This window comes from Trichocoleus sp. DQ-A2 (assembly GCF_039961915.1).
Classification (GTDB): Bacteria; Cyanobacteriota; Cyanobacteriia; order Cyanobacteriales; family FACHB-T130; genus FACHB-T130.
Map to the genome: position 1 here is coordinate 1 of NZ_JAMPKD010000009.1, position 24160 is coordinate 24160.

Sequence of the window (24160 nt, forward strand, 5' to 3'; positions counted from 1 at the left end):
GACAGCCAAGGTCGGGTCATCAACACTTGGGCAGACGTCATCAACCGCGCCAACCTGGGTATGGAAGTGATGCACGAGCGCAACGCTCACAACTTCCCCCTCGACTTGGCAGCCGGTGAGTCCACCCCAGTGGCTCTGATGGCTCCCAGCATCAATGGCTAATCGCTAGAGACAAGATATATCGCGTCTCTACATCAAAAGCGCCTCCCACAAGGGGGCGCTTTTTTATTGGGAACCGCAGATAGAAGCAGATTGTATCAATCCAATCTATCGGGGTTTAGGATAAATATGGAAGCATACAGATTGGAGATAGGACAACGGTTTACACACGTCCCTTAGCTCGTCTCATCGAGCAACTGCAACGGTTGCCAGGAGTTGGCCCGAAAACTGCACAACGTCTGGCACTGCATATTATTAAGCGATCGCCCGAAGAAGTAGAAACACTGGCTCAAGCTTTAGTTGAGGCGAAAAAGCAAGTGGGTTTATGTCAGGTGTGCTTTCACCTCTCGGCTGAACCTGTCTGCGATATTTGCCGTAACTCTAACCGCGACAACAGCACGCTCTGTGTGGTGGAAGATTCCCGTGATGTGATTGCGCTGGAAAAAACTCGCGAATATAGCGGCAAGTATCACGTCTTGGGAGGCATCATTTCACCGATGGATGGAATTGGCCCCGACCAACTAAATATTCAACCGCTGGTGCGGCGAGTCAGCCAGCAAAAAATTAAAGAAGTGATTTTGGCAATTAGTCCCAGCGTAGAGGGTGAGACAACAACCTTGTATGTCGGTCAATTACTAAAGCCGTTTACCAAAGTGACGCGGATTGCTTTTGGTTTACCGATGGGCGGTGATTTAGAGTATGCCGATGAGGTGACACTAGCACGAGCCTTAGAAGGGCGCAGAGAGTTGGATTAAGCAAGTAGAACCCTAGAATTGCTAGATCCCTCTTCTGACAAACTGAGGTAAAAGCTTGATTTCTCATGGGCTGTAATACTGTAAATTCATCGAATTCTCTCAAAATGACACAAGAGGGAGATTAGCAATGAGTCATTAGCAGCCAGTAGATAATCTGGGTATTCTAGTCACTTAAATAGGGCTTCTAACCCAACTTTTGCTTAACGAAAGCCATCATCTGAGCCAATTGTTTTTTCAGTGCCGGAATTTCAGCAACTTGTTCCTTCAATCCCTTAATTTCAGCCTGCATTGCCGCCATTTTTTCATTTAATGCCTTAATTTCAGCCGATGCATCTGTAGAGTCAGCAACGACTGCGGTTGTCTGAGCAGAAGGTGTTCCAGCTTGTGGGCGTGGCAATTTGGCTTTAGCGATCGCTGACTGGATTGCCTGATTTAAGTGCTTCTCATTGAAGGGCTTCTCTAGAAATTCAAAATACTCAAACGGTTCTGAAAGTTTCTCCATCACTTCCGCTTTCCGCCCAGAGATGACTACTAAAGGAATCATCTGGAGTTCGGGCGAAGCTTGAAGTTGCCCAAAAACCTCCCAACCGCTCATGCGAGGCAGAATCCAATCCAAAATAATTACATTCGGATGCTCTTGACGGATGAGATTAAGTCCCTCTTCCCCATCTTTTGCTTCTAAAACTTGAAAGTTGCCCGGAGGCAACATTTCTGGCAATGAAGCCCGAATGACTTTAGCATCATCAACAATTAGGATTTTTTGAGTTGCTCCCGCTTTCTGAACGTCGGGAGCCGTTGGGGTTCCTTTAGCGGCTGGTGCTGTTTGGGCACCAGCCGCAGCCGCTTGCCGACGAGGCAGTTTCGCCTTAGCCATTGCTGATTTCATCGCCTGAATCAGCGTCTTCTGCTCCAACGGCTTGGCAACAAATTCAAAATACTCAAACGGTTCTGGAATTTTGTGTGTAACTTCTTCTTTACGTCCTGATGTCACCACTAAAGGAATCTTTTGGAGTTCCGGAGAGACTTGAATTTGTTGAAAGACTTCCCAGCTACTAGGCTGAGATGACAGGAAATCCAGCACGATTAAATTGGGGCGTTCTTTTCGGATTAAATTCAGTCCTTCTTGAGAGTCTTTTGCTTCGAGAACTTCAAAGTTACTCTGGGGCAATAGCTTTCGGACTAGACTCCGACTGGTGCTGCTGTCATCGATAACCAGGATCTTGTTACTTGGCATAACTAACTCCTAGGAGTGGTGACTGAGGACATTCCATGAAACAAGGAACTCAACCGTAAGAACGCCCCGATTACGAGTCAGATGAGCTGGAAGATTGAATGGGGACAGGATCTAAATGCTGAGGTGTATTCTATAAATGCTAGCGATTACTTCAGCTTTTGTTTAATGAATGTCACAATTTGAGCTAGCTGTTTTTTCAAGCCATCAACCTCACTAGGTATCGCTGCCATTGGAGCCACCTGTTTCTTCAAGGCGTCAATCTCAGCTTGCATCTTGGCAATCTTGGCATTTAACTGCTGAATGTCTGCTGACGCAACCCCTGAATCTGGTGGGACTGTATCCTTAGCGACGGCTGGCTGCGGTGCTGATGGTACTACCACCGGGCGGTTTCTTGCTTTTGCCATCGCTGTCTTGATAGCGGCAATCAGTTGCTTCTGGTCAAAGGGCTTGGGTATGAATTCAAAATATTCAAAAGGTTCTGAGATTTTCTCTGTCACCTCTTCTTTCCGACCAGACATTAAAACGAGAGGAATTGACTGAAGTTCGGGCTTACTTTGAATCTGCTGAAACACCTCCCACCCGCTCATTTTGGGCAAGAGAAAATCTAACATAATCAAGTTCGGGTGTGACTGGTAGATCAGATTCATGCCTTCCAGACCGTCTTTTGCTTCTAAAATTTCAAAGTTACCCGGTGGTAACATATCTCGTACTGTATTTCTGATCACTCGACTGTCATCAATCACCAGAATTTTGTGACCTGCCACGACTGACTCCTTAGGGGTAATTTAAAGAAAAACTAAAGTTGATTTGAGCCGACTGCTGCCTTGCCGCTAATTTCAGCAAGATGAGCGGCTAGCAGAAAACTGCCTCGCGTTCATACCAATCAGGATAATTTGGAATGTGTAGTACAAGTGTGTCTGCGCTACAGAACTATGATTTCTATACCCGATTACGGTAAACCAACGCTAGCGCCGTAATGGGGATTCTCATGAGTGCGTGGTATACAGCAACACAATGGCTTGCCTGATATCCTCACTCTTCGATCGTCTTGACATACAAAAACATAAAGCCAAAAAGCTAGCAGCGTGCCTAATTCTAGATTAATCCGGTCTGACCTGAAAGGGAAAAAAACTAAGGCAGAAGCAGAATCAGAGTTAGAGTCGAATGATTTAAGATTTGTATCATAGGACTCACGCATTGCCCGACAACGTAGGGGCTTTTTTGGGTTGTGCCTGTACTGGCTATCCTGTACTGGCTATATAGACAAAGGCGCAGGAAAGCAGGCGAGATAGTGGTTCTCACTCGATCCGAACCTCACCCCCAGCGCCTCAACCTTCACGGAGAGGGGAGAATATTGAACCAAATCCGCGAACAGAGAGGGGGAATATTCAACCCAAATCCGTGAACAGAGAGGGGCTGAGGTGAGGTTAAACCGTACTGCATCCAATAGAGAGTTGCTATGGAAATTGTTGTAAGCTCTTGAGTTTAGGAGTTTGGCTGTGTAAGTTCTGTATTATACGGATGCTCATTGAGCTGGTAGCCCAGAAAAAAACATGAATTTGCCTACCGAAACGAATGCTCGACAAATTCAGCCTGATGTACAAGCGTGGAGGTCAGAAATTGAGGCGCTACCGCCTTGGTTGCGACGCTCCATCGGGAAAGCAAGCGACATTTCGACGGTGCAGCGAATTATTAAGCAGCGGCAAATTCACACGATTTGCGAAGAGGGGCGCTGTCCGAACCGGGGAGAGTGTTATACCCAAAAGACAGCAACGTTTCTGCTGATGGGGCAAACTTGCACCCGTGCCTGTGCTTTTTGTCAAGTGGAGAAAGGGCACGCACCGATGCCATTAGATCCGGAAGAACCGCAAAAGGTGGCTCAGGCGGTGCAGTTGCTTTCTTTGCGCTACGTGGTGCTGACTTCGGTGGCAAGAGATGATTTGCCGGATGGGGGGGCGAGTTGGTTTGCGGCGACGATGGCAGCGATAAGACAGATGAACTCGGAAACGCTGATTGAGGTGTTGACGCCAGATTTCTGGGGGGGTAAGGATGCGGTGGAGAAACAACGGCAACGAGTCGCAACGGTGGTTGCAGCGTCACCCGTTTGTTATAACCACAATATTGAGACGGTGGAGCGTCTGCAAGGACGGGTGCGACGGGGGGCACAGTATGAGCGATCGCTTGATGTTCTCCGGATTGTGAAAGAACTTGACTCCACAATTGCCACGAAATCTGGCTTGATGCTGGGACATGGGGAAACGGAAGCCGAAGTAATTGAGGCGATGACCGATTTGCGGGATGCTGGATGCGATCGCATTACCATCGGTCAGTATATGCGCCCTTCTCTAGAACATCTGCCAGTCCAAAAATACTGGACGCCAGAAGAATTTGAGCATCTGGGAGCGATCGCGCGGGAAATGGGCTTTGCTCACGTCCGTTCCGGTCCCCTCGTCCGCAGTTCCTACCACGCGGGAGAGAGTGCTTAAAGTCAAGAAGCCAGGGGAGGAAAAAAGAATTTTTCTATTGATCGTGCATCGGGAAAGCGCCTATCAAGGTCTAGGCTGCTTTCAGGAAGACTGCGGTAAATGAAAATATTTCTATCGAGCCGTGCTAATTGTGACAGCTCTTTGGTATTTCTTGATAAAGTCCAAAATTAGGAGCAAATGCTTATGACTGCACAAGCCAAGAAACCAAAAGGTTCTCTTACCCAAACGAGTAAGCCTCCCTATCCTTTCCGCACTATCGTTTCGCTGATCCTCTTAGCTGGTAACTTCCTGGTTGCAGCGATTTATTTCCACATCATCAACCCGTAATCCATCTCTAAGAAAACTGAATCTACAGTTTTGAGGTTAGGGTGAATGACAACGATGAAGGCGGAAGGGAGAAGGATGGATAGCCTGTTGATTCATCCTTCATCCTTCATCCTTCATCCTTTTATAGGGTGCCCTTGAACAAGCCTTGGGGACGGACAAGCAGAATTAAGACCATGATCAAGAGGGCAACACCCTGCTTGTATTCAGACCCCAGGAAGGGGACGCTGAGTTCTTGGGCGATACCAATTACCAACGCACCTGCGATCGCGCCGTAGGGGTTGCCAATCCCGCCGAGAATCACCGACGCAAACATCGGCAAAATCAAAAACCAGCCCATGTTGGGGCGTATGCCGGTAATCAGCCCGTACATGGCTCCTCCCAGGGACGTAAAAACGCCGGTAATTAGCCAAGTCCAAATCACCACGCGCTCAACGTTAATGCCTGAGACGCGAGCGAGATCGATATCATCCGCAACTGCTCTCATTGCCTTCCCGATTTTGGTGTTCTGCAACAGGAAATGCAGCCCCAACATTGCGAGGACGGCTAAAACCATGACAACGATCCGGTAATAAGCCACGTTGACTCCGAAGATGTTGAGGGCGGAGGCAATTGGCAAATTGTAGCGCTGGTTGCCTCCTCCCCAAATGAAAATGATGCCATTGCGGAGAAACAAGGCAAGTCCAATCGAGATGATGATCAGGGTGGTAGGGGAGGCACGGCGTGCCCGCATTGGTTTCCAGAGCAGCTGTTCGCTCAGTAGCATCGCCGCCACCGTTCCCCCCGCGCCTAGAATCATTGACAGCCAAATATTTATCCCACTGATATTCGCTAACCAGGTAAGATACGCGCCCAAGGTCATAAAATCGCCATGAGCAAAGTTGGAAAGGCGCAAAATTCCATAAGTCAGCGTTAGACCAATCGCCGCTAGCGCAATGATGCAACCCACGGCGATGCCATTCACAATTAATTGAGCAGTTTGTACATCCATTCACTTGACTCTCCAGTTGACTGGAGATTTCATAATAGCGATTGAAACAATAATCCTGAATTTACACTATGACACTACAACTGAAAGTTCCCAGCATGGCTTGTTCTGCCTGTGTAGACACGATTTCTAAGGCAGTTGCCACTCTTGACCCCACCGCGAAGGTAGAGGCTGATACCAAAACCAAGCTTGTAAGTGTGGAAACACAACAGCCAGCAGACAAAGTCAGGGAAGCGATCGCGAACGCTGGATATCCTGTCGCCTAGCGATAAGATTATCGCAAAGGTTAGGGGAAATTTGGATGCAGCAGTGGAGCAGAAAATTAACACTCGTCTTCGCCGCTGGCGCTTTGGGAGGACTGGCAAATAGTCTTGCTGTTTGGCTGTTTGGAGTTCTGGGCATCACTGCTGCCTTGGGGGTGAAAATTGCGCCAGCTTTGACCCCAGATTGGCTGTATCCTCGCATCGTTTGGGGCGGTTTATGGGGATTTCTCTTTGTCTTGCCTTTTCTGCGTTACCCCTCTTGGTTGCGAGGGATTGTCTTGCGAGGAATTGTCTATAGTCTTGCGCCGACACTGGCGCAATTACTGATTGTATTTTCGGTGAAAGCGAATCAAGGGCTGCTAGGGTTGAAATTGGGAGTTTTAACTCCACTGTTTGTATTATTTTTTAATGCAATTTGGGGCATCGCTGCGGCTTTTTGGCTTCAGTTTATCGAAGAAAAGCGAATTTCAACAAATAGCTACGAATAAGGCGATTTTCTTTGATTAGTTAGCCAGCCCTTCAAATCCCAAACTTCGAGAGAGAAGTCGGGTATCTCGCCTTCACAAACCATTTAAGAGTGCGATATTCAGCCGTATACAAAATCCGCTTCGGCGCGACAACCCTTACAAATTCCGTAAGCAGTGTCATCAGTACCTTCTAGCCATTCAAACTCTGTGCCTTTGCAGAAGGGACAGTACGCAGTGCTAGGTAAATTGCCAATGATACACTTCCATTTTGGTTCATTAAATGTTAATTCCTGCTCTAGTGAAGTTGCGGAATTAACAGGTAAACGCCATATTTTTTCTAATAAATCATTTACCCTAGCCGCTAGGTCATTGATGTCTTGGATATTTAAGTAGCCACATCGGACAGCGCGACTTATCAAGACATCGGTTTTCTCCTCAATATGAACTAAAGTGCTGTTAGGAGCGATCGCTCTACATTCCCAGCCAGCAGAGATAGGGACTTCTTTTTGGTATGCCAAAATTAAGCGATCGAAAACGTTGAGTTGATTTTCAGTAACAAAAGCAACCCAGCGATCGCCCCCAATTCGTTTGAAAGCTTTACCGAGATGAGCTTTTAACAAAGTATCGAATTCTAAAATATCTTTATCTACTTCTTCGTGACCTAAGTAAAGGTTGCGCCGCTTCGTATCAGCCAAATCAAAAATTGCTAGATAACCAGGTAACAATGGCTCTATGCAAAGCTTTAATTCTGCAATTAGCTGGTCGCGATACATAGGTGCTTTCTTCTAAACGGATGGGGGTGGTGGGGTGGCGAGAAGCGGAATTATCGCTGCATACGCGATCGCTCTTTTCACAACGAATATGGCACACAAAATTTTTTCTCTACCCCCTTGACTCTCCAGTTAACTAGAGAGATTAACCTAAAATCATCGAGTTAGAGAAAGTTATGGAAACACATTCTCTGAAGTTACAAGGAATGAGTTGTGCGGCTTGCGCCGGTGCGATAGAAAAAGCGATTCGCAATGTTCCAGGCGTCAGCGAGTGTAACGTTAACTTCGGCATGGAACAGGCGACTGTTAAGTACGAGCCTCAGCAAACGAGTTTAGAGGAAATTCAGCAGGCTGTCACCGACGCCGGATATACAGCCGCGCCAGTTCGAGAATTCGGAAGCAAAGAAGATGATACCGAAGCAGCCACCCGCCGTCAGGAACGGCAAGATTTGGCGCGGAAAGTGGTATTCGGCGCAGCAATTAGTATTGTGCTGGTGGTGGGATCAATCCCGGCAATGACTGGGTTGCACATCCCTTTAATTCCGGCATGGTTGCATAATTCTTGGGTGCAGCTAGTGTTGACAACGCCGGTTTTATTTTGGTGCGGTCAATCTTTTTTTACAGGTGCGTGGAAAGCTTTGAAGCGTCACGCGGCTGATATGAATACGCTGATTGCGCTGGGTACAGGTGCGGCGTATTTCTACTCGCTGTTTGTGACTGTATTTCCAGGATTCTTGGAGGGAATTACAGATGTCTATTACGAAACAGCGGCGGTTGTAATTACTTTAATTCTGCTAGGACGGTTTTTAGAAACTCGCGCCAAGGGACAAACGTCGGAAGCGATTCGCAAATTGATGGGTTTGCAAGCGAAAACGGCGCGTTTGATCCGCAATGGACAGGAAATCGATGTTCCTGTTGAAGCTGTCCAAGTTGGCGATGTGGTTTTAGTGCGTCCTGGCGAACAAATCCCCGTGGATGGGGAAGTGGTAGAAGGTACGTCTAGTGTCGATGAAGCGATGGTGACGGGTGAAAGCTTGCCCGTGAAGAAACAGGCGGGGGATGAAGTGATTGGGGCGACGATTAATAAAACTGGCAGTTTTCAGTTTCGGGCGACGAGAGTTGGACGAGATACCGTTTTGGCTCAAATTGTCCGACTAGTGCAACAAGCGCAAGGTGCCAAAGCCCCCATTCAGCGATTGGCGGATCGAGTAACGGGGTGGTTTGTGCCAGTGGTCATTGCGATTGCGATCGCTACTTTTATTATCTGGTTCGACGTGATGGGCAATCTCACAATGGCCCTGATGACAATGGTGGGAGTGTTAATTATTGCTTGTCCCTGTGCTTTGGGTTTAGCAACGCCGACTTCTGTGATGGTGGGAACCGGAAAAGGTGCGGAAAATGGCATCTTAATTAAAGGTGCTGACAGTCTGGAAGTGACGCATAAAATTCAGACGATTGTGTTGGATAAAACCGGGACTCTGACTCAGGGAAAACCCACTGTTACCGACTACATCACGATGGTAGGAACTGCCCACAGCAATGAGATAAAGCTATTAAAGTTAGCGGCAGCAGTTGAACGCAATTCAGAACATCCTTTGGCTGAAGCGGTTGTAAGGTATGCCCAATCTCAGGAAGTGCAGTTTCCATTGCCGGAGGCGAAAAATTTTGAAGCGATCGCGGGTAGTGGCGTTCAAGGAATTGTATCCGACCGACTGGTGCAAATCGGTACTCAGCGTTGGATGGATGAATTAGGGATTGAAACGCTACCTTTGCAAGGACAAAAAGTTGCTTGGGAATCTGCCGGAAAAACTGCCGTTTGGATTGCGGTAGATGGCGAAATGCAGGGATTGATTGGCATTGCCGATGCCCTGAAACCCTCTTCCGCAGGCGTTGTGCGATCGCTACGCCGCATGGGTTTAGAAGTGGTGATGCTAACCGGGGATAATCGCAAAACAGCAGACGCGATCGCGCAAGAAGTTGGCATCACGCGAGTGTTTGCGGAAGTCCGTCCCGACCAAAAAGCCGCTAAAGTCCAGGAACTGCAAGCCGAAGGTAAAGTAGTGGCAATGGTGGGCGATGGCATCAACGACGCCCCAGCACTAGCACAAGCAGACGTGGGAATCGCGATTGGCACCGGAACCGATGTCGCGATCGCTGCTAGCGACATCACTCTCATTTCTGGCGACTTGCAAGGTATTGTTACTGCGATTCAATTAAGTCGCGCCACGATGCAGAATATTCGCCAAAATCTCTTCTTTGCTTTTATTTACAACGTCGCTGGAATTCCAATCGCTGCTGGTATTTTATTCCCGATTTTTGGTTGGTTACTGAACCCAATGATTGCGGGGGCAGCGATGGCATTCAGTTCGGCTTCTGTTGTCAGTAACGCTTTGCGCTTGCGGAATTTTCAGCCGCGAGTAAATTTCTAACTACATAGAAAAGGAGGAAATATGGTAACTCAAAAAAAATTGTTGAGTAATCTTCTGGTTTTGTGGATTTTGCTCTCGGTTTTCTCAGGAACACCCGCAAAACCCGCTTCAGCCGAGGCACCAATGCCCACAAACCAATTTCGTCAAATTAAGCAACCTTTTGAGCTAAAACTGGGTCTTACTTTAGGCGGGTTGGCTTTAATTGGGTTAGAACTTTGGTGGTTTCTGGTGAGTAAAACTCAAGCTCAACAAGCGACAGCAAATCAAGGAATTCAGGAACTGACTATCCAAGTAGATGGCGGTTACGATCCAAATCGAGTCATCGTGAAAGCAGGGCAACCTGTGCGGCTCAATTTTTTCAGAAAAGACCCCAGTATTTGTCTGGAAAAAATCATTTTACCGGATTTTAACATTGCTAAAGATTTGGATTTGAATCGGATGACACCTGTGGAATTCACACCAAAAACCCCAGGCGAATATCCCTTTACCTGTGGAATGAATATGGCTAGAGGTGTCTTGGAAGTAAAAGCAGCCGGAACGGCAAATCAAGAGGAGTAAAATAATGAAAAATAAGTCAATGCTTTTGGGTTTGGTTGGTTTAGTGGCAGGAAGCGCGATCGCTACAGGCGCAGTCACTCATACGATGAAAATGAAGGATGGAACGATGCAAGCGACCTCTACAAACACTAGGAATGACTTTCATAAGGGGCATCACACGGCTGGAACCGATCCTCATGAGGGACATCACATGGGGCACGGATCGAAGCACGAATCGGCGCACGAATCGATGCCTGAAACTGAGGCAGCGCAGGCGAAGCTGACGATTCAAGGAACAATTACTCCAAACAAACCCGTTTCTTTAGCGATTGATATTCAAGACAAATCCGGGAAAGCGATCGCTAAGTTTGACACTTTTCAAGAAAAACTGATGCACTTGATTGTTGTCAGTGACGATCTCCAGTTTTTCAGCCATCTTCATCCCACCTACAAGCAGAATGGGCGTTTTGAAGTCGAGGCAAGTTTTCCTCAACCGGGTAATTACACTCTTTTAAGTGACTACAAACCAGCCGGTCAAAAGGAACAAGTCTCGGCAGTAAAAACACAGATTCCTGGTAAAATTTCACCTGCACCAGCAATCGATCTAAATCAGTTTAAAACTTTCGGAAATACAAAAGCAAATCTTGTATTTTCTGAGCCAACCCTCAAAGCAGGTAAAGATGTTACCTTAACGTTTGATCTGCGAGACGGTTCTAACACTCAACCCGTCAAAGACTTGCAACCGTACTTAGGAGAAAAAGGTCATTTAGTCATTCTCCGACAGTCACCAAACTTAACAGCCACAGATTACATTCACGCCCATGCCATGAAAGATACTCCTGAAGGCCAGGTTCTTTTCCATACCAAATTTCCCGAACCAGGAAAATATAAACTCTGGGGTCAGTTTAACCGCAACGGTAAGATTGTTACCACTGATTTCTGGATAGAAGTTCTCTAACACAATGGATTCAACCCCTTGAGCATATCTATAGCAATCCTAATTTCACTCGCAACACCATTCTTTCTCTCTTCTTCTCTTCTCTCTGCGCCCTCTGCGTCCTCTGCGGTTCGTTAAAAACAACAAAGATAAATTTCACATTGGATTGCTATAGCCTTGCTCAACAAACTTAGACAAACTTACCTCATCGGAAATGGCTAACTTGATGTAGACGATAAACACAATTCCTAAGCTTCTTCTCCCCAAGTTTTTAGCTGAAAATACACTAACACTAGCGTTACTGCTAACAGCACAGTTGCCGCCGCTGCGGCATAACCAAAATCAAATTGGGCAAACGCTTGGTCGTAGATGTAGTAAACCAGCAAATTAGTCGAGTTTAATGGCCCGCCGCCGGTAATGACGTAAACTTGCTCGAAACTCCGCAGGGTAAAAATAGCCGTCGTGACGGTGGCAAAGATGAGAGTCGGGCGCAATCCTGGCAGGGTAATGTACCAAAATTGTTGCCAGGAATTGGCACCATCTAGTTCTGCCGCTTCATAGCGACTGGAGGGAATCGCCTGCAACCCTGCCAAAAACACCACCATATTGAAACCCAATTGCTTCCAAATGCTTAACAAAATCAGCACTGGCATCGCCCAAAACGTGCTACCCAGCCAGGAAATCGGTTCAATTCCGATAGCATTTAGAAATGCGTTAACTGGCCCTTCGGTTTGAAACAACCAGCGAAACCCCAAACCAGCTGCCACAAGACTAACGATTGAGGGGATAAAATAGGCAGTTCGCAGGATTCCTCGCAGGGCAAAGGCACGATTTAATAGCACTGCTAAACCCAAAGGAATTACCAAACTGGGAATCACCGTGGCAATGGTGAAATAAGCGGTGTTACCGAGAACTTGCCAAAAGTCAGGACTCAGCATGAGACGCCAGTAGTTTCTCAATCCCGCTAAGCGCACACCCGCAGAGGTAAAGCTACCCGTGGTAAAACTGAGGTAAAACAAATAAGCGATAGGCCATAGGAGAAAAAGCCCTAATAGAATTAAGGCAGGGGTCAGAAAAATCCAGGCAGCGATCGCATCATTATCTAACAGATGCCTCCGAGAAAAGTGCGTATTTTTCATTGAGCGATTGGCTTACCGTTGAATGTTAGCGTCGTAGCGTTATTCTACCTGGCGGCACTGGTAAGATCCTGTTAATCTTTGGTCAGTAACTGATACCGTGAATATAACCGTATTGAAGCAACGCAGCCAACACCCTGGGTTCAGAATGCTTAGCGGATTGCTTGGGTTACTCGCTATCTATGGATGTAATTCAACCAATACACCTTCAGATTCTTCCTCTCCTAGCGCTGCTAATGCCAATTTACGGACAGATCGCTGGGTAGGACAATGGCAAGTCAACAATCCATCATCCAGTCAGGCGGTGAAATTTGTATTGACGCCAGAAGGTAAATTATTCCTCCTCCCGCCGGAAACATCTTCTGAGCCTCCGGTTGCTTATGAAATCCCGGTTCAAAAGCTTTCTGACTCACCCGATTTACCTCCCAATACTAAAATCGTTGATATTAAGGAAGCCTTTAACAATCAAGCAACCAAGGCAAAACAATCTGAAGGGAAAACGTACATCGGTGCGATGAACCGTTCACAACAAGCTTATTACTTGGAAAATAATAAATTCGGTACAACAATCGAGCAGCTAGGGATTGGGATTAAGCCAGAGACAGAGAGTTATAATTACCAAATTGTACCTCAAGGTAATGGTACTCAAAGGGTGATGCATACTGCCAAAGCCAAGCGCCCCGAACTTAATAGCTACACGGGTGCTGTATTTGTTGTCACAAATAATGGTGAAAATATTACAAGAACAGTAATTTGCGAAACAGATAAACCCTCATCCACACCGCCTGCAATGCCAACGCCTCCGAAGAATATATCTGGGCAAATCCAGTGTCCGGCTGGTTCGCATTCACTACAACGCTGAAGAGTTGATGAAAACTAATCCAGCCTTCGTCAAATCTATCCCTAGCTAGGTCGATTTTTTCCCGAATCCTTATTTATAAGTTCCTCTCTCTAAGAAGGCATTTGAAATTGCCCCAAAATTCTGTAACAGACCTTGAAAGAATGTTTATAAAATCGTATTCTTCAAGAAAAGATGTTGTCACTTGGATTCTTCTTCCATCTCCAGCAAAAGAGAAACCCGCATCGAAATTTATAGTAAACTTTAAATAGTTGCCAGATTGGCTAATTATGAAAATTGCCGGTTGACTCATAGAATTGAGTTCCGCTATCTCCCTTATGCCAGATACAATGCCTTGTACATCCGTTATAAATTTATCAAAATCTTCAAATTTAAACCAGATGCGATCGCTGTAATTATATTGAAGTTTAATTGTTGAAGAAATTTTACAGTCAATTTTTGCTGCAAATGAGGGTAAGTAATTAAGCTCTGTTTCTATAGGATATATTTTGATGTAAAAATTATTAGATTCAATTAATAATTCATTGTCTATTTCTAGCTCCATGACTTTCAATCCCTCAACATCTGATTCTAGCCCTAATTATATCCCCAGCCTAATTTCTCCAACGGTTCCTCCCAATCTTTTGAGCGATCGCTCTCCTTTAAAATTAGGTGTGATGGCGTCGGGAAATGGCAGTAATTTCGAGGCAGTCGCAGAAGCGATCGCGCAACAGCAACTTAATGCCGAAATAAAAGTTCTGATCTACAATAATCCCGGTGCAAAAGCCGCTACCCGCGCCGAAGGCTGGGGTGTACCCACTGTTTTGCTGAATCACCGAGACTTTAACAGCCGCGAAGCGTTAGATCAAACAATTGTGGACACCTTGCGGCAGTATGAAGTGGAATGGGTAATTATGGCAGGTTGGATGCGCGTCGTTACACAGGTGTTAGTGGATGCTTTCCCGGATCGAATGATTAACATTCACCCCAGTTTGTTACCGAGTTTTAAGGGAATTCGAGCGGTTGAACAAGCCTTGAATGCAGGTGTAAAAATAACTGGTTGTACGGTTCACCTAGTAAATGTAGAAGTTGATAGCGGCAAAATTCTGCTACAAGCGGCTGTCCCGATTCTTCCTGACGATACGTTAGAAACGCTACACGCCCGAATTCAAGTTCAGGAACACAAGATATTGCCGCAAGCGATCGCTTTGGCAGCCGCGCGATCGCATTAACAAGATAAAAGATATATCGTAATTCTAAACGATTCGTTAAGGCGCGATTCCCGACTTCTCTAAGAAGTCGGGAATCTGAACCACTGACATTTCACAACGTTCTATTCCCGATTCTTAAAATTTATGCCTTTTTGGTATCCAGCTTCCAAAGGCAGCTGGAAATTAAATTCGTCGTAATGTGAGCCACAATTGGCACTAGCAAATTACCCGTCTCCAAGGCGCTATAACCGAGTAGCAATCCGACAGTAGTTGCCCACGCTGCATAAGGCCATTGTTGAGGGCCACTCAGATGTAGGATGCCAAAGCAAAAACTCGATCCTACTAGCCCAACCCAATTTAATCCCACTGCTGGCAGCATTACACCCCGAAACAGTAATTCTTCGCTTAAACCGGGCAAGAGTCCTAACCAGATCAAATCAGGCCAAAATAAGGGTTTTAGCACTAATTCTAGGTAGTAGTCGGCGCTGCGCTGATAACCAGGCCATAGGCGATAGATGACGCTACTGGCACCCGTAATTCCTAGCCCAATTCCGACGCCCAAAAGTGATGCTTCTAGGGTCGGGCGCACGGGCATAACGGAAAACGAGCCGAAATGCAGGGACAGCTTGGCGATGACGAGCAATACAACCGCTGTCACCCCCATCGCAATTAAAATTTGGGTGCGCGTCAGGGATTCGATTTCCGGATCGGTAGGAAGCTGTTTTGCCACTTCGGAAAGATGAAGGATGAAGGGTAAAAGTAGAGGATTGTCCGCCTTACTGAATTCTGACTAGCGAAGACAGGGTTGGACTAATGGCACCTGGACTAATGCCAGCTCGATGGGCCACCAAAACACCGAGTGCTTCTAAATATGAGTTTACCCGCAATGCTTTAATTCCCACTTGTTCTGGAGGAACTTGCATCTGAGTTTTATTTTCTTCGACGGCAATAATCTGCGATCGCGTTTGGCTTAAACTCAGGATTGCACTGCCGCCACAAGCAGTTGCGGGTACGACGACGGCATCGACTCGATCTGCCCACACATCTCCAGGTAAGGTCGTACCACTGTGGGGTTTTCTAATAAACTGGGGGGCGCGACTCAGACCCACTAGAACGCAGGGTAAAAAAGTATAGCCCAATTCCTCGGCAGCTGAGCGGGGAGACAGGTGCGGATCGAGGGGCAGGGGTAACAAAGCTGGGGCGTGGGCACAGGGGATTTGAAAGGTTCGCACGATCAGGTGACTAATTACAGCTTCAGCACCGGCGAGGGGGTCAACTCCCTGCCCGTGTCGGTAACTTTCCAGCGCCTCGGTTTCGATGTCATCGGGGAAACGGGCAACGACTGCGATCGCTTCTGCCCTCGCCTTAGTAATCAGTACCTCTGCTGCCCGTAATAAACTATCAGGATTTCCAATCGTCCCCCAACTAGCTCCCGATGCCGCTGTCCGCAGTTCCACCCCAAGCGGGGCGTCTGTCACCACATAATCTGTGAGATTCAATCCCAGCGTGGCTCTCGTGGCATCCGCTGCCTGGAGATGCCGCAACCGCAGTTCGGGTTCAATTCCTTGGTCGAGGATTAAACCGACCCGGTTCTGATGCACGGGTCGCAGTCCCCAGCACCCAGCCGCAAATTTGTCAAGTCCGTAGCCTTCCACATAGAAAGCGTTGGGCAAATTCCAGTACAACTGGGCACCGTTGAGGACATTGGGGTGGGTAATCAGGATGTCGGAGATTTGCGCGATCGCTCTTGCCACTGGCAGCGCATCCCCCGCATATCCCCCAACTGCTGCCCCAACCCCAGTCGGGACAATTAAGACAACCGTGTAAGGACGCCGATTCACTGAGCTGAGTCGGATGCGACTGTGACGATTGCCTCAACGTGGGCTTTCTGCTGTTCGACATCTACAGAAGCGATCGCCCAGCGCAAGGGTTCTCCCCGTTTTTCCAATTCTGCCTCAATAGCAGAGTGTAACTGCACTGGCGATTCCTGAAGGTCAATTTCTGCGGTAATAAAGTGTGTCGTCATCTTAGTGGTTCTAGTACGGAATATTGAAATACCAGTTTGCCCTGTGCTTAATTAAGGCTAAATGACCGCAGGCTTTGTTTGAAAAGCCGCGAAATTACTTGTCGAGTCTGAGTAGCCCTACTTCTGGAACTGCCCGAATTGTAGCTCGTACAGTTCGTCTTCTTTCCCACTCTCAATTTTCAAATCGGAGCGGGGATAAGCGACGCAGAGTAGTACATAGCCTTGTGCCTGAAGCTCTGGACTGACGCCCATGCCATCCCCCTGTTCTACCTTGCCTTCTAGAACCTTAGCCGCACAGGTAGTACAAACTCCCGCATTGCAAGAGCTGGGTAAGTCTAACCCAGCAGCATAGGCAACCTGAAGGATCGTTTTATCCTCTGGCACTTCAAGGGTCTGAGTATTCCCTTGATCGTAAATTTCAACTTTATGTGTCTTGGACATGAGCAGCAATGGCTAGAGGGAATGCTTCCCTACGGAAACTAAACTTTCTCTATTGTTTCATGAATCAATTAGCTACTCACCCCGGTCAAACCATAATGCCTAGAAATGAGAAACCCCAGCTTTGGAGAAGCTGGGGCTAAGGAAATTTTCACGTTGTCTTTGTCTTAAAACGAGTAGAAAGTAAAGGCTCCAACAATCACTGTGAAGACAACAGCACTCAAGATGTTGTTGAAGAGTCGCCCTACTTCAGGATTATCTCCCAGCGCCGCATCGTTACGACCAGCGGTAAAGAACAACGACCAAGCTTGATTAGCAGTGATGGGCGCAAAGTTGTTGAAATCAGTGTTAAAGACAGTCGGCGCAAACTGATAGCGGGCATCAAAGTCAAAGTCAGTCTTCATAACCGAACTCCTAAGTATTGGAAATAAGTGTCTGAAACTTCTCTTTCTTCAGGTTTAGCTGACACTCAATGCAGTCAGAACCAGCAGGGTGACAAACAAAGTAGCGATCGCGCCTTGAAAAGCGTAGCGACGCTGCTGCTCTGGTGAAGGGGACTCGGCAAAGTACACCGCAGGCTCAGCTGCATAGTTGTTGAGGATGCCTCTTTCGTCGGTGGTGTATTTCATGGTTGTTTGTCCTGGTTGGTTGTATCGCTCTGTAAATCTTGAATAACTTAGCTGACACCCAATGCAGTCAGAACCAGCAGGGTGACAAACAAAGTAGCGATCGCGCCTTGAAAAGCGTAGCGACGCTGCTGCTCTGGTGAAGGGGACTCGGCAAAGTACACCGCAGGCTCGGCTGCATAGTTGTTGAGGATGCCTCTTTCGTCGGTGGTGTATTTCATGGTTGTTTGTCCTGGTTGGTTGTATTTATCTGTAAGTCTGGAAATCTCGAATAACTTAGCTGACACCTAAGGCAGTCAGAACCAGCAGGGTGACAAACAAAATAGCGATCGCGCCTTGAAAAGCGTAGCGACGCTGCTGCTCTGGTGAAGGGGACTCGGCAAAGTACACCGCAGGCTCGGCTGCATAGTTGTTGAGGATGCCTCTTTCGTCGGTGGTGTATCTCATGGTTGTCTTTCCTTTGTTTCTCTATGTTAACTATTGTAACAGTATGTAAACAAATTGCAACAATCTAGAGACTTTTTGTTATAAGCTTTGCTTTGAGCAGTGATAGGCGCTGCTTAAGTGTGTCCTTTTCGACGATGCGAGTGCATGCAACAAAAAAAGCGTCTGAGAATCTCAGACGCTCTGTGTAAATTAAATTGAAAAGCTAAATCTAGCCTTGTAACGCTTCGGCACCGCCGACAACTTCCAGAATTTCCTGGGTGATTGCCGCCTGACGCGCTTTGTTGTACTTCAGGGTAAGAGAACCAATCAGCTCCTTAGCGTTGTCGCTGGCGTTGTTCATCGCCGTCATCCGTGCTGCTAGTTCGCTCGCTGCCGACTCTTGCAAAGCCCGCAGTAACTGGTTATTCAGATACAACGGCAGGAGGGCATCGAGAATCTGCACTGGATCTTGTTCGAAGATCATGTCCCGTGGAAACTCTCGAACTTGGGTAGAGACTTTCTCCCGCGTTACCTCAAAACCGCCACCGCGAGTTGTGAGGCGGAAGATTTCATCATCTCTTGCTTCTAGTCCTTGGGTTGTCAGCGGCAGCAAGGTTTGCACCACTGGGCGAGAGCTGATCAAGGAGACAAACTTGGTGTAAACCAATTCAATCCGGTCTACATTCTCGGACAAGAACAAGGAAAGCAGTTCGTCAGCGATTCTGGATGCTTCTGCTGCTGTAGGAATTTGCTCTAAGCCAGTATAAGTAGCGTCAATCGGCTGGTCGCGACGCTGGAAGTATTGGATAGCTTTGCGCCCTACCAGCACAAATTTATAGTCCCGACCTTCAGCTTGTAGTTCCTTGGCGCGGTTTTCAGCGCGACGGATGACGTTGGTGTTGTAGGCACCGCAGAGACCGCGATCGCCTGTAATAACCAAAATTCCTACAGACCGAACCTCCCGGTTTCTCAACAGAGGCAGATTTGCTTCTTCAAACCGCAGACGGTTTTGCAGACCGTAGAGAACCTGAGCGAGGCGGTCGGCAAAGGGGCGAGTGGCAGTCACCTGTTGTTGGGCGCGGCGCACTTTGGCGGCGGCAACGAGGCGCATTGCCTCGGTGATTTTTTTGGTGTTTTTGACCGACTGAATGCGATCGCGAATAAATTTTAGATTTGCCATAGTTTTGTCCGGTGTCAGTTGTCCTTTGCGAGTGGCTAATTACGAATAGCTAATTGCGAAGCGCTACTTTTTACAATTAGCTATTCGCGCTTAGCTATTCGCTTTGGACAAGTTACGCCATCGCCATGAAGGTCTTCTTCGCTTCACCGATCGCTTCCTTGAGGATGCCTTCTGCATCTTCCGTCAGCTGCTTCTCTTTGCGGAGGATTTCCATGTACTTCGGCTTGCTGGTTTTCAGGTACTCCCGCAGCGATCGCGCAAAAGGAGCCACCTTTTCTACAGGAATATCATCCAAATAGCCATTCAAACCTGCATACACAACTGCCACTTGCTCAGCCACTGATAGCGGCGAGTATTGCGGCTGCTTCAGAAGTTCCCGCAAGCGCTGACCCCGCGCCAACTGGTCTTGGGTTGCCTTATCCAAATCCGAGGCAAACTGAGCAAAAGCTTGCAGGTCGTCAAACTGAGCCAACTCCAGCTTTAGCTTACCAGCCACTTTTTTCATCGCCTTGGTTTGAGCCGCTGAACCCACCCGTGACACGGAAATACCAGGGTTCACTGCGGGACGCAAGCCAGAGTTGAATAGGTCGGAGGTCAAGAAAATCTGACCATCGGTAATCGAAATCACGTTGGTGGGAATGTAAGCGGAAACGTCCCCAGCTTGGGTTTCGATAATTGGCAGCGCGGTCATGCTGCCTTCACCCAGTTCTGTACTCAGCTTTGCCGCACGCTCCAGCAAACGGGAGTGGAGATAGAACACATCCCCAGGATAAGCTTCCCGTCCGGGCGGACGACGCAGCAGCAGGGACATCTGGCGATAAGCTTGGGCTTGCTTGGAGAGGTCATCATAGATGATCAGTGTCGCCTTGCCCTTGTACATGAAGTATTCTGCCAAGCTAGCGCCCGTGTAGGGAGCTAGATATTGCAGGGTTGCTGGGTCGTTAGCGTTTGCTGCTACCACAATGGTGTAGTCCATTGCGCCTCGTTCCTGAAGCACGTTCACCACTTGGGCGACGGTAGAAGCTTTTTGACCGATAGCGACGTAGACGCAAATCACGTCTTCTTCTTTCTGGTTGAGGATGGTGTCAACCGCGATCGAAGTTTTTCCGGTTTGTCTGTCACCAATGATTAGCTCCCGCTGACCCCGACCAATCGGAATCATCGCGTCAATAGCGGTAATGCCGGTTTGCATCGGTTCGTAAACCGAGCGCCGAGCAATAATTCCCGGTGCGCCTGATTCAATGAGGCGGGTTTCTGTGGTGTTAAGGTCTCCCTTTCCATCAATCGGACGAGCGAGAGCATCCACAACACGACCAATCAAGGCTTCGCCCACTGGCACCTGAGCAATCTTGCCGGTGGCGCTCACAGAGCTACCTTCCTGGATGTTGCGACCATCGCTCATTAGCACCACGCCCACGTTGTCTTCTTCTAAGTTCAGGGCGATGCCAACGCTACCGTCTTCAAATTCCACCAGTTCCCCGGACATAACCTTGTCTAGGCCATAAATCCGGGCAATCCCGTCACCTACTTGCAATACGGTACCCACGTTAGAAACACTAACGTCTCGGTCGTATTGTTCAATTTGCTGCCGAATAATGCTGCTAATTTCGTCAGGTCTGATGCTGATCATGGTTACTTGTTAAAGGAGGAAAGGGTTTGTGTTAAAGGTTGAAGGTTTTAAGAAGAATCCCTTCTCGAAGGGTAGCTTAAAGGTTGAAGCTCTCTATTTTGGCGGTGGTAGGTTGAACATTAGAAGTTAAGATTTGCAAATTTCACTTGCTTAACTTGCAAACATCTGAAAAGTTTCCACCGACAAACTGCTTACCTTTCCAACTCTCAACTTTCAACTTTAGGCGGCACTGTTCAGGCGTATGCCAATACGGCGCAGTTGTCCTCGCAAACTGGCATCCAATACCTGAGACCCCACTTTGATGATGACACCACCGATTAAATCTGGATCGAGTTTGGTATCGAGTTCTACTTCCTGGGCACCGCTAATCGCTTTTACTTTTTCACCGATGGCTTGCTGCTGAGACTCCGACAGTTCTACCGCTGAGATAACTTCTGCTAGAACAGTCTGATTCAGCTTCCGCAGAAGTGCCTGGAACTGTTTGCAAATTCCCTCTAGAAAGAGGATACGTCGCCTCTCTACCAGCAACATCAAAAAGTTGAGGATGTAGGGGTGAAGTCCATCGCCAGCAATTTGCTGCAATACCGCTTTTTTATTTTCAGCGCTTACAACTGGATTGCCCAGAAAATGCTGTAGATCCTCAGAACTTTCTAGGACTCCCAACAAAGAGCGTACATCTTCGCCAAACCGCTCTGTCTGGTTCTGCGACTGAGCCAAGGACATTAATGCCTCTGCATACGGCTCTACGATTTCACCGCTAACCATACTACCTTTCATCAGCGACCTCCTACACTAGCGATGCTGCTGTCAATTAATTGTTGTTGAGCAGCATCATCCAATTGGCTTTTGAGTTGCGATTCAACGCGCTGCAACGCCATTGCAGAAACTTGCGCTCTGAGTTCAGCGATCGCTCGCTCCCTTTCAGTGTTCAAATCCTCAACCGCTGTTTTTTGCAAGCGTTCGACATCCTTCGCTGCTTTCGCCAAAATGGATTCTCTCGCTGCCTTAGCACTTTCTTCAGCATCTTTGCGGATTCGTTCTGCCTCCGCTTGAGCCTGAGTTAATTTCTGTTGGGCATCAGAGAGTGCAGATGCTGCCTCTTTCTGGCGTTGCTCTGCTTCTCTAATCGCCGTTTCAATCCTTGAACGACGCTCGCTTAGGATATTGCCTAATAAGTTACGTCCAAAGTAAAACAGTACACCAATAAGAATTGCCAGGTTAATTAGATTGGCTTCAAAAATGTCCGGATTTAAACCGAAACCATGATGCCCCTCTGCCTCTGCTAATTCAGCGCCAGCTGAGTGAGCCACCTCGGCTAATAAGAAAAAAGTCCCCATGATACCCATCCCATTGAAGTATGAAGTTGGTCATTCGTCATCAGTCATTGGCTTTGGTCTAATGACTAATGACTAATGACTAATGACAGCTTTTCCTTCAAGCTCTCTATCTATTGACCAGCTGCTGTCCCAATATTTTTTCCAGAATTTGGCGACTCAGTTCGTCCACCTGGGTTTCTAGAGATTGCAAAGCTTCTTGCTTTTGCTGCCCAATCTCTAAAGACGCCTGTTCTCGTTTTGCAACAGCTTCCTGCTGTGCCTCAGCTACTTGTTGAGCGCCTATTTTCTGGGCATCGGCTTGAGCATTTGCAATCAGCGCTTGAGACTGCCTGCGGGTATCCGCTAGCTGTTGCTCGTATTGCTTTGCTAACTGCTCAGCTTTTGCCAAGCGTTCCCGCGCACCCATTTCATTCGATCTGATGTAATCGTCGCGCTCGTCTAGCACTTTAGTCAGTGGCTTATAGAAAACCACATTTAATACCGCTGCCAATAGCAGAAACTGCACTGCCATCAAGGGCAAGGTAGCGTCGAAATCAAACATTTCTTCCCTCTTTATGCTTGAACAGCAGTTTTAATGGCAAGCAAAATTATCTCACTTGTCATATTCTCTATACCCTCTAGGCAAGGGGTTCAACTTACATCAACAGGACTGGAAACTAAAAACTTTGTTTTAGTAGAGACGTGCTTTACCACGTCTCCACTAAAACAAAAAATGTTAAGCGAAGGGGTTAGCAAACAACAGCACTAGGGCAATCACCAGACCATAAATGGTAAGGGATTCCATGAAAGCCAGGGTTAACAGCAATGTGCCGCGAATTTTACCTTCTGCTTCTGGCTGACGAGCAATACCTTCGACTGCTTGACCAGCAGCATTTCCTTGACCGATACCAGGGCCAATTGCAGCTAAACCAATTGCGAGAGCAGCAGCCAGAACTGAAGCAGCAGAAACCAATGGATCCATGATTATTTCCTTACCTTGAAGTACAGAACAAACAACAGAGAGTTTCGAGTAGAGACACGGCACTGCCGTGCCCTTACAAGTGTTGAGTTTTGAGTCAAGATTTTTAATCTTAAATCTCAAATCTCAAATTCTATCAACTGAGGGCATCCCGAAGGCGATATGGAGAAGGAGGGATGATTTTATTCATTTTATATCCTTCTTCCTTACTCTAAAAAAGGTCAATGCTCCTCATGCCCTTCATCACCATGCCCCTCCATCGCTTCATGAATGTATGCAGCTGCTAAGGTGGCAAACACTAAAGCTTGAATGGCACTGGTAAATAGCCCCAACGCCATAACTGGCAGAGGAATAAACAGGGGAACCAGTAGCACTAATACTGCTACTACCAGTTCATCCGCCAGAATGTTGCCAAATAAACGGAAGCTGAGGGAAAGGGGCTTTGTGAAATCTTCTAAAATGGCAATGGGTAATAGGATCGGTGTCGGCTCAATATACTTTTTAAAGTACCCTAAACCCCGCTTGCTAAAACCTGCGTAAAAATACGCTAAAGAAGTTAGCAATGCCAGTGCCACTGTGGTATTGATGTCATTAGTGGGAGCTGCTAGTTCTCCTTCTGGAAGGTGAATTAGCTTCCAGGGAACTAATGCGCCAGACCAGTTTGAGACAAAGATAAACAGAAACAGCGTGCCAATAAATGGCACCCACGGACGGTATTCTTTCTCGCCAAGCTGGTTTCTAGCCAGATCTCGAATGAATTCTAGAGCATATTCCATGAAGTTTTGGATACCTTTAGGAATTCTCTGAATATTCCGAGTTGCAGCTAACGAGGCAAGCAGAAGAATACCAATAACAACCCAGGAAGTTAGAAAAACTTGCCCGTGAATCTTAAGATTTCCCACTTGCCAATAAAGGTGATGACCAACTTCTAGTTTGGCGAGAGGGAATGAATTAAAGGCGGAAAGAATACTTAGCATTTCCATTCAATGAGGGTTCTCCAGGGAT

The 24160-nt window shown here is 47.3% G+C and carries 31 protein-coding genes and 2 pseudogenes; 11 read left to right on the top strand and 22 right to left on the bottom strand.

The window, feature by feature from the left end; translation table 11 throughout:
• Together NC997_RS10480 and recR are read left to right on the top strand one after the other, a co-directional pair.
• A pseudogene (locus tag NC997_RS10480) lies at positions 1 to 162 on the top strand (photosystem II q(b) protein); the annotation flags it as partial.
• Between the two features lie 140 nt (positions 163 to 302).
• Positions 303 to 914 carry a recombination mediator RecR gene (gene recR, locus NC997_RS10485; RefSeq protein WP_190411240.1) on the top strand — a complete coding sequence of 204 codons (612 nt, stop codon included), beginning with the start codon at positions 303 to 305 and terminating at the stop codon, positions 912 to 914.
• 184 nt (positions 915 to 1098) lie between these two features.
• Here the strand turns inward: recR and NC997_RS10490 are convergent, their stop codons facing one another.
• The 3 genes and pseudogenes from NC997_RS10490 to NC997_RS10500 form a co-directional block, all read right to left on the bottom strand.
• Positions 1099 to 1671, bottom strand: a complete 573-nt coding sequence (locus NC997_RS10490; protein WP_347276040.1) for a response regulator — start codon at positions 1669 to 1671, stop codon at positions 1099 to 1101.
• 138 nt (positions 1672 to 1809) lie between these two features.
• A pseudogene (locus NC997_RS10495) lies at positions 1810 to 2148 on the bottom strand (response regulator); the annotation flags it as partial.
• 146 nt (positions 2149 to 2294) lie between these two features.
• Positions 2295 to 2912, bottom strand: a complete 618-nt coding sequence (locus NC997_RS10500; RefSeq protein WP_190411228.1) for a response regulator — start codon at positions 2910 to 2912, stop codon at positions 2295 to 2297.
• Positions 2913 to 3701: 789 nt separating this feature from the next.
• Here NC997_RS10500 and lipA point away from each other — a divergent pair.
• Together lipA and NC997_RS10510 are read left to right on the top strand one after the other, a co-directional pair.
• The gene (gene lipA / locus NC997_RS10505; RefSeq protein ID WP_190524466.1) at positions 3702 to 4634 is read left to right on the top strand and encodes a lipoyl synthase; all 933 of its coding nucleotides are present in this window, start codon (positions 3702 to 3704) and stop codon (positions 4632 to 4634) included.
• Between the two features lie 183 nt (positions 4635 to 4817).
• On the top strand, positions 4818 to 4961 hold the full coding sequence (locus tag NC997_RS10510; RefSeq protein WP_190411226.1) for a photosystem I protein PsaX: 144 nt from the start codon (positions 4818 to 4820) through the stop codon (positions 4959 to 4961).
• A 121-nt stretch (positions 4962 to 5082) separates the two neighbouring features.
• Here the strand turns inward: NC997_RS10510 and NC997_RS10515 are convergent, their stop codons facing one another.
• A complete protein-coding gene (locus NC997_RS10515; RefSeq protein WP_190411225.1) occupies positions 5083 to 5949 on the bottom strand; it encodes a branched-chain amino acid ABC transporter permease in 867 nt (288 codons plus the stop codon).
• Between the two features lie 68 nt (positions 5950 to 6017).
• Here NC997_RS10515 and NC997_RS10520 point away from each other — a divergent pair, with 68 nt between their 5' ends.
• Complete coding sequence (locus NC997_RS10520) at positions 6018 to 6212, top strand: heavy-metal-associated domain-containing protein (protein ID WP_190411224.1); 195 nt, start codon at positions 6018 to 6020, stop codon at positions 6210 to 6212.
• Positions 6213 to 6247: 35 nt separating this feature from the next.
• Positions 6248 to 6697 (top strand): hypothetical protein, encoded by a 450-nt coding sequence (locus NC997_RS10525; protein WP_190411223.1) that lies wholly within the window; start codon positions 6248 to 6250, stop codon positions 6695 to 6697.
• Positions 6698 to 6795: 98 nt separating this feature from the next.
• On the opposite strand, the gene NC997_RS10530 is transcribed toward NC997_RS10525, so the two are convergent.
• The gene (locus NC997_RS10530; RefSeq protein WP_190524468.1) at positions 6796 to 7449 is read right to left on the bottom strand and encodes a hypothetical protein; all 654 of its coding nucleotides are present in this window, start codon (positions 7447 to 7449) and stop codon (positions 6796 to 6798) included.
• A gap of 173 nt (positions 7450 to 7622) precedes the next feature.
• On the opposite strand from NC997_RS10530, the gene NC997_RS10535 reads away from it, so the two are divergent.
• The 3 genes from NC997_RS10535 to NC997_RS10545 are packed head-to-tail and all read left to right on the top strand — an operon-like array spanning position 7623 to position 11370.
• The gene (locus tag NC997_RS10535) at positions 7623 to 9875 is read left to right on the top strand and encodes a heavy metal translocating P-type ATPase (protein WP_190524471.1); all 2253 of its coding nucleotides are present in this window, start codon (positions 7623 to 7625) and stop codon (positions 9873 to 9875) included.
• Between the two features lie 21 nt (positions 9876 to 9896).
• Positions 9897 to 10433, top strand: coding sequence for a cupredoxin domain-containing protein (locus NC997_RS10540; RefSeq protein WP_190524473.1), 537 nt, complete (start codon positions 9897 to 9899; stop codon positions 10431 to 10433).
• A gap of 4 nt (positions 10434 to 10437) precedes the next feature.
• Entirely contained in the window at positions 10438 to 11370 is a 933-nt protein-coding gene (locus tag NC997_RS10545) for a hypothetical protein (RefSeq protein ID WP_190524476.1), read from the top strand.
• 227 nt (positions 11371 to 11597) lie between these two features.
• Here NC997_RS10545 and NC997_RS10550 read toward each other — a convergent pair whose 3' ends face one another.
• On the bottom strand, positions 11598 to 12488 hold the full coding sequence (locus NC997_RS10550) for a sugar ABC transporter permease (protein ID WP_190524479.1): 891 nt from the start codon (positions 12486 to 12488) through the stop codon (positions 11598 to 11600).
• A gap of 97 nt (positions 12489 to 12585) precedes the next feature.
• On the opposite strand from NC997_RS10550, the gene NC997_RS10555 reads away from it, so the two are divergent.
• Positions 12586 to 13347, top strand: a complete 762-nt coding sequence (locus NC997_RS10555) for a type IV pilin-like G/H family protein (RefSeq protein ID WP_190524482.1) — start codon at positions 12586 to 12588, stop codon at positions 13345 to 13347.
• Positions 13348 to 13420: 73 nt separating this feature from the next.
• Here NC997_RS10555 and NC997_RS10560 read toward each other — a convergent pair whose 3' ends face one another.
• Positions 13421 to 13888 (bottom strand): hypothetical protein, encoded by a 468-nt coding sequence (locus tag NC997_RS10560; RefSeq protein WP_190524484.1) that lies wholly within the window; start codon positions 13886 to 13888, stop codon positions 13421 to 13423.
• Here NC997_RS10560 and purN point away from each other — a divergent pair.
• Complete coding sequence (gene purN, locus NC997_RS10565; RefSeq protein ID WP_190411215.1) at positions 13887 to 14555, top strand: phosphoribosylglycinamide formyltransferase; 669 nt, start codon at positions 13887 to 13889, stop codon at positions 14553 to 14555. The genes NC997_RS10560 and purN overlap by 2 nt on opposite strands.
• Before the next feature lie 121 nt (positions 14556 to 14676).
• Here purN and NC997_RS10570 read toward each other — a convergent pair whose 3' ends face one another.
• From NC997_RS10570 to atpB, 15 genes are all read right to left on the bottom strand, one after another.
• A complete protein-coding gene (locus tag NC997_RS10570) occupies positions 14677 to 15264 on the bottom strand; it encodes a CPBP family glutamic-type intramembrane protease (protein WP_190524488.1) in 588 nt (195 codons plus the stop codon).
• A 46-nt stretch (positions 15265 to 15310) separates the two neighbouring features.
• Entirely contained in the window at positions 15311 to 16375 is a 1065-nt protein-coding gene (locus tag NC997_RS10575) for a DUF3326 domain-containing protein (protein ID WP_190524491.1), read from the bottom strand.
• On the bottom strand, positions 16372 to 16560 hold the full coding sequence (locus tag NC997_RS10580) for a hypothetical protein (RefSeq protein ID WP_190439363.1): 189 nt from the start codon (positions 16558 to 16560) through the stop codon (positions 16372 to 16374). Before NC997_RS10580 ends, NC997_RS10575 begins: the two co-directional genes overlap by 4 nt.
• A gap of 117 nt (positions 16561 to 16677) precedes the next feature.
• Positions 16678 to 17001 (bottom strand): 2Fe-2S iron-sulfur cluster-binding protein, encoded by a 324-nt coding sequence (locus tag NC997_RS10585; RefSeq protein ID WP_190439361.1) that lies wholly within the window; start codon positions 16999 to 17001, stop codon positions 16678 to 16680.
• A 164-nt stretch (positions 17002 to 17165) separates the two neighbouring features.
• The gene (locus NC997_RS10590) at positions 17166 to 17402 is read right to left on the bottom strand and encodes a hypothetical protein (RefSeq protein WP_190411210.1); all 237 of its coding nucleotides are present in this window, start codon (positions 17400 to 17402) and stop codon (positions 17166 to 17168) included.
• A 54-nt stretch (positions 17403 to 17456) separates the two neighbouring features.
• Complete coding sequence (locus NC997_RS10595) at positions 17457 to 17627, bottom strand: ssl1498 family light-harvesting-like protein (RefSeq protein WP_190411209.1); 171 nt, start codon at positions 17625 to 17627, stop codon at positions 17457 to 17459.
• Positions 17628 to 17674: 47 nt separating this feature from the next.
• Entirely contained in the window at positions 17675 to 17845 is a 171-nt protein-coding gene (locus NC997_RS10600; RefSeq protein WP_190524494.1) for a ssl1498 family light-harvesting-like protein, read from the bottom strand.
• A gap of 55 nt (positions 17846 to 17900) precedes the next feature.
• Positions 17901 to 18071 (bottom strand): ssl1498 family light-harvesting-like protein, encoded by a 171-nt coding sequence (locus NC997_RS10605; RefSeq protein ID WP_190439358.1) that lies wholly within the window; start codon positions 18069 to 18071, stop codon positions 17901 to 17903.
• 208 nt (positions 18072 to 18279) lie between these two features.
• Positions 18280 to 19230: a F0F1 ATP synthase subunit gamma gene (locus NC997_RS10610; RefSeq protein ID WP_190411207.1), complete on the bottom strand. Its 951-nt coding sequence runs from the start codon at positions 19228 to 19230 to the stop codon at positions 18280 to 18282.
• Between the two features lie 112 nt (positions 19231 to 19342).
• The gene (gene atpA / locus NC997_RS10615; RefSeq protein ID WP_190426132.1) at positions 19343 to 20860 is read right to left on the bottom strand and encodes a F0F1 ATP synthase subunit alpha; all 1518 of its coding nucleotides are present in this window, start codon (positions 20858 to 20860) and stop codon (positions 19343 to 19345) included.
• A gap of 219 nt (positions 20861 to 21079) precedes the next feature.
• Positions 21080 to 21637 (bottom strand): ATP synthase F1 subunit delta, encoded by a 558-nt coding sequence (atpH, locus tag NC997_RS10620; RefSeq protein ID WP_190524497.1) that lies wholly within the window; start codon positions 21635 to 21637, stop codon positions 21080 to 21082.
• Positions 21637 to 22206, bottom strand: a complete 570-nt coding sequence (locus NC997_RS10625) for a F0F1 ATP synthase subunit B (RefSeq protein WP_190524499.1) — start codon at positions 22204 to 22206, stop codon at positions 21637 to 21639. Before NC997_RS10625 ends, atpH begins: the two co-directional genes overlap by 1 nt.
• A 97-nt stretch (positions 22207 to 22303) precedes the next feature.
• On the bottom strand, positions 22304 to 22738 hold the full coding sequence (locus tag NC997_RS10630) for a F0F1 ATP synthase subunit B' (protein ID WP_190524501.1): 435 nt from the start codon (positions 22736 to 22738) through the stop codon (positions 22304 to 22306).
• A 174-nt stretch (positions 22739 to 22912) separates the two neighbouring features.
• Positions 22913 to 23158, bottom strand: a complete 246-nt coding sequence (gene atpE, locus NC997_RS10635) for an ATP synthase F0 subunit C (protein WP_015112744.1) — start codon at positions 23156 to 23158, stop codon at positions 22913 to 22915.
• A 218-nt stretch (positions 23159 to 23376) separates the two neighbouring features.
• On the bottom strand, positions 23377 to 24138 hold the full coding sequence (atpB, locus tag NC997_RS10640) for a F0F1 ATP synthase subunit A (protein ID WP_190411202.1): 762 nt from the start codon (positions 24136 to 24138) through the stop codon (positions 23377 to 23379).
• Positions 24139 to 24160: the final 22 nt, after the last annotated feature.

Bases quoted from the DNA above. Each gene is read 5' to 3' on its own strand.
- lipA (WP_190524466.1), top strand. From the start codon at position 3,702: ATGAATTTGCCTACCGAAACGAATGCTCGACAAATTCAGCCTGATGTA.
- NC997_RS10510 (WP_190411226.1), top strand. From the start codon at position 4,818: ATGACTGCACAAGCCAAGAAACCAAAAGGTTCTCTTACCCAAACGAGT.
- NC997_RS10515 (WP_190411225.1), bottom strand. From the start codon at position 5,949: ATGGATGTACAAACTGCTCAATTAATTGTGAATGGCATCGCCGTGGGT.
- NC997_RS10520 (WP_190411224.1), top strand. From the start codon at position 6,018: ATGACACTACAACTGAAAGTTCCCAGCATGGCTTGTTCTGCCTGTGTA.
- NC997_RS10525 (WP_190411223.1), top strand. From the start codon at position 6,248: ATGCAGCAGTGGAGCAGAAAATTAACACTCGTCTTCGCCGCTGGCGCT.
- NC997_RS10530 (WP_190524468.1), bottom strand. From the start codon at position 7,449: ATGTATCGCGACCAGCTAATTGCAGAATTAAAGCTTTGCATAGAGCCA.
- NC997_RS10535 (WP_190524471.1), top strand. From the start codon at position 7,623: ATGGAAACACATTCTCTGAAGTTACAAGGAATGAGTTGTGCGGCTTGC.
- NC997_RS10540 (WP_190524473.1), top strand. From the start codon at position 9,897: ATGGTAACTCAAAAAAAATTGTTGAGTAATCTTCTGGTTTTGTGGATT.
- NC997_RS10545 (WP_190524476.1), top strand. From the start codon at position 10,438: ATGAAAAATAAGTCAATGCTTTTGGGTTTGGTTGGTTTAGTGGCAGGA.
- NC997_RS10550 (WP_190524479.1), bottom strand. From the start codon at position 12,488: ATGAAAAATACGCACTTTTCTCGGAGGCATCTGTTAGATAATGATGCG.
- purN (WP_190411215.1), top strand. From the start codon at position 13,887: ATGACTTTCAATCCCTCAACATCTGATTCTAGCCCTAATTATATCCCC.
- NC997_RS10560 (WP_190524484.1), bottom strand. From the start codon at position 13,888: ATGGAGCTAGAAATAGACAATGAATTATTAATTGAATCTAATAATTTT.
- NC997_RS10580 (WP_190439363.1), bottom strand. From the start codon at position 16,560: ATGACGACACACTTTATTACCGCAGAAATTGACCTTCAGGAATCGCCA.
- NC997_RS10585 (WP_190439361.1), bottom strand. From the start codon at position 17,001: ATGTCCAAGACACATAAAGTTGAAATTTACGATCAAGGGAATACTCAG.
- NC997_RS10590 (WP_190411210.1), bottom strand. From the start codon at position 17,402: ATGAAGACTGACTTTGACTTTGATGCCCGCTATCAGTTTGCGCCGACT.
- NC997_RS10595 (WP_190411209.1), bottom strand. From the start codon at position 17,627: ATGAAATACACCACCGACGAAAGAGGCATCCTCAACAACTATGCAGCT.
- NC997_RS10600 (WP_190524494.1), bottom strand. From the start codon at position 17,845: ATGAAATACACCACCGACGAAAGAGGCATCCTCAACAACTATGCAGCC.
- NC997_RS10605 (WP_190439358.1), bottom strand. From the start codon at position 18,071: ATGAGATACACCACCGACGAAAGAGGCATCCTCAACAACTATGCAGCC.
- NC997_RS10610 (WP_190411207.1), bottom strand. From the start codon at position 19,230: ATGGCAAATCTAAAATTTATTCGCGATCGCATTCAGTCGGTCAAAAAC.
- atpA (WP_190426132.1), bottom strand. From the start codon at position 20,860: ATGATCAGCATCAGACCTGACGAAATTAGCAGCATTATTCGGCAGCAA.
- atpH (WP_190524497.1), bottom strand. From the start codon at position 21,637: ATGAAAGGTAGTATGGTTAGCGGTGAAATCGTAGAGCCGTATGCAGAG.
- NC997_RS10625 (WP_190524499.1), bottom strand. From the start codon at position 22,206: ATGGGTATCATGGGGACTTTTTTCTTATTAGCCGAGGTGGCTCACTCA.
- NC997_RS10630 (WP_190524501.1), bottom strand. From the start codon at position 22,738: ATGTTTGATTTCGACGCTACCTTGCCCTTGATGGCAGTGCAGTTTCTG.
- atpE (WP_015112744.1), bottom strand. From the start codon at position 23,158: ATGGATCCATTGGTTTCTGCTGCTTCAGTTCTGGCTGCTGCTCTCGCA.
- atpB (WP_190411202.1), bottom strand. From the start codon at position 24,138: ATGGAAATGCTAAGTATTCTTTCCGCCTTTAATTCATTCCCTCTCGCC.